Here is a 1,275-nt window from a genome sequence, read left to right as displayed (position 1 = left end):
GCCCGACACCGAGCCGTACCGCGTCCTGGGGACCCGGGCGGCGGGCCGGCGGGAGGGCTCGGGCCCCGACGCGGAGCTGCTGCGCCGGCTGTACGCGGCCGTGGTGCGCGGGCGGCGGTTCAACGAGCAGGCCACCGCGCTGACCCGGCAGGGCCGCCTGGCGGTCTATCCCTCGTCGCGGGGCCAGGAGGCGTGCCAGGTCGCCGCGGCGCTCGCGCTGCGCGAGCACGACTGGCTCTTCCCCAGCTACCGCGACACCCTCGCCGCCGTGGCACGCGGTCTGGACCCCGTGGAGGTGCTGTCCCTGCTGCGCGGCGACTGGCACCACGGCTACGACTCGCCCGGTACGCGGGTCGCGCCGCTGTGCACCCCGCTGGCCACCCAGCTGCCGCACGCGGTCGGGCTGGCCCACGCGGCCCGGCTCAAGGGGGACGAGGTGGCGGCGCTCGCGCTGGTCGGCGACGGCGGCACCAGCGAGGGCGACTTCCACGAGGCGCTCAACTTCGCCGCCGTCTGGCAGGCACCGGCCGTCTTCCTGGTGCAGAACAACGGCTTCGCGATCTCCGTGCCGCTGGCCAAGCAGACCGCGGCGCCCTCCCTGGCGCACAAGGCGGTCGGCTACGGCATGCCGGGACGGCTGGTGGACGGCAACGACGCGGTGGCGGTGCACGAGGTGCTGTGCGAGGCGCTGGACCGCGCCCGCGCGGGAGGCGGCCCCACCCTGGTGGAGGCGGTCACCTACCGGCTGGAGGCGCACACGAACGCCGACGACGCGACCCGCTACCGCACCGATGACGAGGTCGAGGCGTGGCGGGCGCACGATCCGGTGACGCTGTTGGAGCAGGAGCTGCGCGGCCGCGGACTGCTGGACGAGGCGACCGTACGGGAAGCCGAGGAGGCGGCCGAGCAGCAGGCGGCGAAGCTGCGCGAGCGGATGCACCAGGACCCGTCCCTGGACCCGACCCAGCTGTTCGCGCACGTCTACGCGGAGCCGACACCGCAGCTGCGCGACCAGGCGGCTCGGCTGCGTGCCGAGCTCGCAGCGGGGGAGGAGACCCGATGAGCACAGCCACACGGCAGCCCGCGGCACAGCCGGTGGACCGCAAGCCCGCCACCATGGGGCAGGCTCTGGGCCGCGCCCTGCGGGACGCCATGGCCGACGATCCGGATGTGCACGTCTTCGGCGAGGACGTCGGCACCCTGGGGGGCGTCTTCCGGGTGACGGACGGGCTGGCCGCGCAGTTCGGTCCCGACAGGTGCACCGACACACCGTTG

At 75.2% G+C, this 1,275-nt stretch carries 1 protein-coding gene and 1 pseudogene; both read left to right on the top strand.

Features of this window, described 5'->3' with window-relative positions; all coding sequences use genetic code 11:
* The first annotated feature begins 25 nt into the window (after window positions 1-25).
* Window positions 26-1,063: a pyruvate dehydrogenase (acetyl-transferring) E1 component subunit alpha gene (gene pdhA, locus ACFXIV_RS48020; protein ID WP_379421552.1), complete on the top strand. Its 1,038-nt coding sequence runs from the start codon at window positions 26-28 to the stop codon at window positions 1,061-1,063.
* A pseudogene (locus ACFXIV_RS48015) lies at window positions 1,060-1,275 on the top strand (alpha-ketoacid dehydrogenase subunit beta); the annotation flags it as partial. The gene pdhA and the pseudogene ACFXIV_RS48015, both read left to right, overlap by 4 nt.

This window comes from Nocardia sp. NPDC059236 (genome assembly GCF_042754085.1).
Classification (GTDB): domain Bacteria; phylum Actinomycetota; class Actinomycetes; order Mycobacteriales; family Mycobacteriaceae; genus Nocardia.
Note: the sequence above shows the minus strand (reverse complement) of the source record. Positions and strands in the feature narration are given on the sequence as shown.